Origin of the sequence: Nitrosomonas communis, from assembly GCF_024102715.1 — a bacterium.
GTDB classification, from domain to species: domain Bacteria; phylum Pseudomonadota; class Gammaproteobacteria; order Burkholderiales; family Nitrosomonadaceae; genus Nitrosomonas; species Nitrosomonas communis_B.
Genome location: NZ_JAGFJM010000074.1, coordinates 22,562 through 28,890, shown reverse-complemented (window position 1 = coordinate 28,890; position 6,329 = coordinate 22,562). Strand labels below are relative to the sequence as shown.

Below are 6,329 nucleotides of genomic sequence, written 5' to 3'. Positions count from 1 at the left end.
GGCCATTCTCTACATTGGGGTGGCCGCAGGAGACAACCGAACTCAAAACCTTTTTACCAACTTCGGTGCTGGTGACTGGTTTTGATATCATTTTCTTCTGGGTGGCGCGTATGATCATGATGTCATTGCATTTCACTGGAAAAGTGCCATTCCGGGAGGTCTATGTGACTGGACTAATCCGTGATTCAGAAGGTCAAAAGATGAGCAAGTCCAAAGGGAATGTGCTGGATCCACTTGATTTGATTGATGGCATTTCGTTACCAGAGTTGATCAAGAAGCGCACTACCGGCTTGATGAATCCCAAACAGGCTGAGTCAATCGAAAAAAATACACGTAAACAATTCCCGCAGGGTATACCTGCGTTTGGCACCGATGCATTGCGTTTTACCTTTGCTAGTTTGGCTTCACATGGGCGGGATATTAAATTTGATTTACAGCGATGCGAAGGCTACCGAAACTTTTGTAATAAGCTGTGGAATGCCGCGCGTTTTGTCCTGATGAATTGTGAAGGAAAGGATGTTGGCCTAGATGAGTCTTTGCCTTTGACATTTTCTTATGCGGATAAGTGGATCATTGGTCGTTTGCAGCAAGCCGAGCAAGGTGTGATTCAAGCTTTTAACGGTTATCGCTTTGACATAGCTGCGCGCGAGATCTATGAGTTTATCTGGGATGAATATTGTGATTGGTATGTAGAGTTTGCCAAGGTTCAATTAAATTTGGGGAATGACGCTGAGCAACGCACTACGCGCCGTGTTCTGGTGCGAGTGCTTGAAACTGCGCTTAGGTTAGCACATCCCGTGATCCCTTTTATTACTGAAGAATTATGGCAAAAAATTGCCTTGCTGGCAGATAAAAAAGGTAAGAGTGTTATGTGTCAACCTTATCCGCAAGCAGATCTTGCGCGTATTGATAGGGAGGCCAGCAGTCGCATTACCCTGCTTAAAGAGATCATTAATGCATGTCGAGGGTTACGTGGTGAAATGAAGCTTTCTCCGGCAACGAGGATTCCTTTGTTAATTGAGGGTAATCAGTCTGCTTTGGCAGATTTTTCTGCCTATTTGATCGCCTTGGCTAAGTTATCCAATGTTGAAATTTTGCCAGAGAGACTGCCGAATGTAGATGCGCCGATAGCTGTTGTTAGTGAATTTCGATTGATGCTCAAGATTGAAATAGATGTGTCGGCTGAGCGTGAGCGACTCCAAAAAGAAATTACTCGCTTAGAAGTGGAAATCAGTAAGGCAAGTGCAAAACTTGATAATCCTGATTTTGTGCAACGCGCACCAGGCAAGGTGGTCATCCAGGAGAAGGAGCGTTTAGCAGGGTTTAATTCAGTGTTGTCTAAATTGATCGAACAATTACAAAGATTAAGCTAGTCTTTTGGATATGTATTTCTTATTTTTAAAATAAGCTGGTTATCGTTAAATCCGAGTGAAATATAGGGATATTTGCGACTATTATCTGAGTTCTTGGAAAAAGCACATCTAGAGTAGGGAAATAGAATATTTTCTTTTTTGCTGTCCTGAGATAGAGCTTATTAGTCTGGCTAATGTTTATTTATCTCAATCACGTAAGTGAGATAGTGCAGATGGCATGTTGTGCTAGCGTCAGTAAATATCAGAGGATATAAAAGAATTTCTAGTGTTTGATTGTTTTACTGGTTGTACAAAAAGATTTTGTTTTGTCGATTTTGTTTCGTTTTGCTGTGATGTTGAGTGAGGTTAAAGATGGCTGTCGCAGCGGGTAAATAAGTGGGTAAAATTTCTTGTTTCAGGGAAGAAAGAAGAGTAAGTAGCAAAATCACCATATTCAAAATAGGGGGATTTTTCTATAAGAATCATGATTTTCCCTTGTGGGTGCACTGCTAGCGTGCTAAAATTCTCGTTAGTATTAATGGGTAATTTATTAGCATTCAAAACTAGCAGAGATTAGTAGAAATTTTCAAATTATGAAGTAATTTGCAGTTGGGTGGTCTATGCAGCCATTTGAAATAAATGGTCGAAATTTTTTAGTACGTGAAATTAGACAAAATTAGTAATTTATGTGGGGGGAAATATGAGCAGTAAATCAGTAGTGGCCCTGCTGGGGTCAGCAACTCTTGCTTTTTACTCAAGTATGGCGTTTTCCAGTAAATATAATTTTCCGGAACCGCAATCTTCAATTGCTCAAGATATCTATGATCAGCATATCTTAGCGTTATGGATTTGCTTGGCAATTTTTATTGGTGTTTTTGGTGTAATGTTTTACTCAATTGTGAAGCACCGCAAATCAGTGGGTTACAAGGCTGCAAATTTTCATCACAGTACTCTTGTGGAGATTGTCTGGACAACGATTCCGCTATTGATTTTGGTCGCAATGGCTTATCCAGCTACCAAAACTGTTATTGCGATGAAGGATACTTCTGAGGCTGATATTACCATTAAGGCCACAGGCTATCAGTGGATGTGGGGTTACGATTATCTTCAGGGGGAGGGTGAGGGAATCAGCTTCTATAGCAAATTGTCTACACCACTTGCTCAAGTGGCAAATAAAGAGCCCAAAGGTGAAAATTATTTGCTAGAGGTGGACAATAATATGGTTGTCCCGGTAGGGAAGAAAATTCGAGTGATCACTACCGCAAATGATGTTCTGCATGCATGGTGGGTACCTGCCTTTGGGGTTAAACAAGATGCTATTCCAGGATTTATTCGTGATGTGTGGTTTACAGCAGAGAGGCCTGGTATATTCCGCGGCCAATGTGCGGAGCTTTGTGGGAAAGATCATGGGTTTATGCCAATAGTGGTCGAGGTGCTGGAGCAAGAAAAGTATGCGCAATGGGTAGCCGACAAACAGAAAGCATCGGCGGCAGTAGTGACCACGGCTGCAGTCGGGAATTAATATTTCGATTTTAAGAGATGTAAATTCAGAAAATAAAAGTAGTAAGCACTAAGGAGAATAGTCATGGCAGTAGTTCAAGATGTACACGGTCATCACGACCATCATCCCAGTGGAATAATGCGCTGGGTAACAACAACCAATCATAAAGATATTGGCACAATGTATTTGTGGTTTAGTTTTGCCATGTTTCTGGTTGGCGGTTTTCTGGCTATGGGGATTCGTGCAGAATTATTCATGCCGGGTATTCAAATACTGGAGCCCGAGTTATTTAATTCATTTACCACACTTCATGGTTTGATTATGGTGTTTGGCGCTATCATGCCCGCATTTGTTGGTTTGGCCAACTGGCAGGTGCCTATGATGATAGGTGCGCCGGATATGGCGTTTGCGCGGATGAATAACTGGAGTTTCTGGTTATTGCCGGTGGCTGGTGCGTTATTGATATCATCGTTCTTCGTGCCAGGAGGTGCAGCAGCAGGTGGTTGGACATTTTATCCGCCGCTTTCTGCGCAAGGTGGTCTGGGTGTAGATATGATGATTTTTGCTATTCATATTTTGGGTGCTTCCTCAATTATGGGCGCAATTAACATTATTACCACCATTCTTAATATGCGTGCGCCTGGCATGACATTAATGAAAATGCCTATGTTTGTATGGACTTGGCTGATTACTGCTTATCTACTGGTGCTGGTAATGCCTGTTCTAGCAGGTACGGTAACGATGCTGCTGACAGATCGCCATTTTGGTACTAGCTTCTTTAATGCAGCGGGTGGGGGCGATCCTGTTCTGTTTCAGCATGTTTTCTGGTTCTTCGGGCATCCAGAGGTCTACATTATGATCCTGCCAGCTTTTGGTGTTGTCTCGGAAATTATCCCGACATTTTCTCGTAAACCATTGTTTGGCTATTCCTCAATGGTGTATGCGACAGCGTCGATTGCTATTCTGTCCTGTGTAGTATGGGCACATCACATGTTTACAGCGGGTATGCCTGCAGTGGGCCAGTTATTTTTCATGTATGCTACGATGCTGATTGCAGTGCCAACAGGTGTAAAGGTTTTTAACTGGACAGCTACAATGTGGCGCGGATCAATGACGTTTGAAACCCCGATGCTGTTTTCCATTGGCTTCGTCTTCTTGTTTGTAATAGGTGGATTCAGTGGTGTGGTTTGTGCAATCGTACCAATCGACATTCAAGTGCAAGATACCTATTACGTGATTGCACACTTCCATTACGTATTGGTATCAGGAGCGCTATTCGCAATATTTGCTGCGGTTTATTACTGGCTACCAAAATGGGCAGGCCGTATGTATGATGAGAAATTAGGCAAAATGCATTTCTGGTTGTCTATGATCTTCTTCAATGTTGCATTCTTTGTGCAGCACTTCCTGGGATTAGCTGGCATGCCACGTAGAATTCCAGACTACTCGCTGCAATTTGCTGATTTTAATATGATTTCAAGTATTGGAGCGTTTGGATTCGGGCTGACACAACTACTCTTCCTTTATATTGTGATTAAATGTATCCGTAGTGGTGAGAAAGCAACTGATAAGCCATGGGAAGGTGGAAGCACATTAGAATGGACATTGCCTTCGCCAGCGCCTTATCACAGCTTTGAAACTCCGCCAGTAATTAAATAAAGCGAAGCATATTATATGCCGCAGAATGATAATGATAAGGATCTCAAGCGTAAGAAACTAAGGACTGCTTTTTTATTGCTAATCCTAATGACTGTAATATATTTAATAACGGTGATAATGAAACAATGACACAGAGCGTAACTAAGATTAATGTGGCTATGCTGAAGAAGCTACTGGTTTTTTCAATGATCATGTTCGGTTTTGGTTACGCGCTGGTTCCGATGTATGAGAAGTTTTGTGAAGTGACCGGAATAAATAATCTCTTGCAGCCAGATGTAGTGGATAAGAATATCAAAGTAGATATGACGCGGCTGATTACAATTGGGTTGGATGCAAATGTACGCGGCTTGCCTTGGCAATTTAAGTCGCTACAATCTAACGTTAAAATACATCCCGGTGAATCAATAGAAGTGATGTATGAGATCAAGAATGATTCGGATCGAGAGGTAAGTGGTCAAGCAATACCCAGTTACAGTCCGCGTTTCTTAGAGAAATATTTGAAGAAATTTGAATGTTTTTGCTTTACAAAACAAGTGCTTAAGCCGGGTGAAGTAAGGCGGATGCCAGTGAAGTTTATCATTGATCCACAAATACCTGTTGATGTTAGTGCTGTAACCATATCTTATACTTTTTTTGCACTAGAACCAGGCAAATAGAAGGTAAATGAGATGATTAACGGTGAATGAATTAATGAATAACTCAAAAGAACCAATTGAGAAAGCCTCAATATGGCAGGTAGCAAAGGCAGTATTCTGGGCATTTCTGGGCATTCGTAAGAAAAGCGATCTCGATCATGATGCGGAAAGGATAACTCCGTTACAAGTAGTTATTGGTGGTCTTATCGGCGCAACAATTTTTGTGGTAAGTATATTGATGTTAGTTAAATTAATAACGAGTTAATTCATTAGAAAATAAATCAGGAGGGATGCTATGAGTCAAGGAACTGGACACTACTATGTGCCGTCACCATCAAAATGGCCAATAGTAGGATCGTCTGCGCTATTCTTTTTAGGGTTTGGTGCAGCATTTACCATGAATAAGATACCAGCAGGTTATTATATGCTTGCCATAGGCTTTGCTATTCTCATCTATATGCTTTTTGGCTGGTTTGGTGATGTGGCGCGGGAAAGTGAAAATGGTCATTATGGTAAGCTGGAAGATAAATCATTCCGTTGGGGGATGAGTTGGTTTATTTTCTCAGAAGTGATGTTCTTTGCAGCCTTTTTTGGTGCGCTCTATTACATGCGAGTATTATCAGTGCCTTGGCTTGCTGATGCAGAGCATGATTTACTATGGCCTAATTTCGCCGGTGGATGGCCAACTGCAGGACCTGGTATCACAGAGCAATTCACGCCAATGGGAGCTTGGGGATTGCCGGCTTTCAATACTTTTTTATTGCTCACTTCTGGTGTAACGGTAACACTTGCACACTGGGCACTTAAGCAAAATAGACGCGAAGCGCTCAAGATGTGGTTGTTAGCTACTATTGCATTGGGTGTGCTTTTCCTTGGATGCCAGATATATGAATATAGTCATGCGTACTCTGACCTCAACCTTAAGATGTCTTCGGGTGCGTATGGTTCGACATTTTTTATGTTAACAGGCTTTCATGGATTCCATGTGACTTTGGGCGCGACTATGCTGACGGTTATCTATTTTAGATGCGCAGCAGGCCATTTCAAACCTGAGCACCATTTTGGTTTTGAAGGTGTTGCTTGGTATTGGCATTTTGTTGATGTGGTCTGGCTTGGGTTGTTTATATTTGTTTATTTGCTATAAATAAAATCTGAGTCAGTAGTTTAGTGTGATATACCCAG

Annotated in this window: 6 protein-coding genes; all 6 read left to right on the top strand. The window is 41.8% G+C overall.

What is annotated here, in order from left to right:
* Positions 1-1,373, top strand: a 1,373-nt coding sequence (locus tag J5I83_RS06880) for a class I tRNA ligase family protein (protein ID WP_304054420.1), incomplete at its 5' end; no start/stop codon positions are given.
* Positions 1,374-2,052: 679 nt separating this feature from the next.
* The gene (coxB, locus tag J5I83_RS06875) at positions 2,053-2,874 is read left to right on the top strand and encodes a cytochrome c oxidase subunit II (protein ID WP_304054419.1); all 822 of its coding nucleotides are present in this window, start codon (positions 2,053-2,055) and stop codon (positions 2,872-2,874) included.
* A 63-nt stretch (positions 2,875-2,937) separates the two neighbouring features.
* Entirely contained in the window at positions 2,938-4,512 is a 1,575-nt protein-coding gene (gene ctaD, locus J5I83_RS06870) for a cytochrome c oxidase subunit I (protein WP_304054418.1), read from the top strand.
* A 125-nt stretch (positions 4,513-4,637) separates the two neighbouring features.
* Positions 4,638-5,168, top strand: a complete 531-nt coding sequence (locus tag J5I83_RS06865) for a cytochrome c oxidase assembly protein (RefSeq protein ID WP_304054417.1) — start codon at positions 4,638-4,640, stop codon at positions 5,166-5,168.
* Positions 5,169-5,190: 22 nt separating this feature from the next.
* The gene (locus tag J5I83_RS06860; RefSeq protein WP_304054416.1) at positions 5,191-5,412 is read left to right on the top strand and encodes a DUF2970 domain-containing protein; all 222 of its coding nucleotides are present in this window, start codon (positions 5,191-5,193) and stop codon (positions 5,410-5,412) included.
* A gap of 30 nt (positions 5,413-5,442) precedes the next feature.
* Positions 5,443-6,291: a cytochrome c oxidase subunit 3 gene (locus J5I83_RS06855; RefSeq protein ID WP_304054415.1), complete on the top strand. Its 849-nt coding sequence runs from the start codon at positions 5,443-5,445 to the stop codon at positions 6,289-6,291.
* Positions 6,292-6,329 lie beyond the last annotated feature (38 nt).

Bases quoted from the DNA above. Each gene is read 5' to 3' on its own strand.
- J5I83_RS06865 (WP_304054417.1), top strand. From the start codon at position 4,638: ATGACACAGAGCGTAACTAAGATTAATGTGGCTATGCTGAAGAAGCTA.
- J5I83_RS06855 (WP_304054415.1), top strand. From the start codon at position 5,443: ATGAGTCAAGGAACTGGACACTACTATGTGCCGTCACCATCAAAATGG.
- coxB (WP_304054419.1), top strand. From the start codon at position 2,053: ATGAGCAGTAAATCAGTAGTGGCCCTGCTGGGGTCAGCAACTCTTGCT.
- ctaD (WP_304054418.1), top strand. From the start codon at position 2,938: ATGGCAGTAGTTCAAGATGTACACGGTCATCACGACCATCATCCCAGT.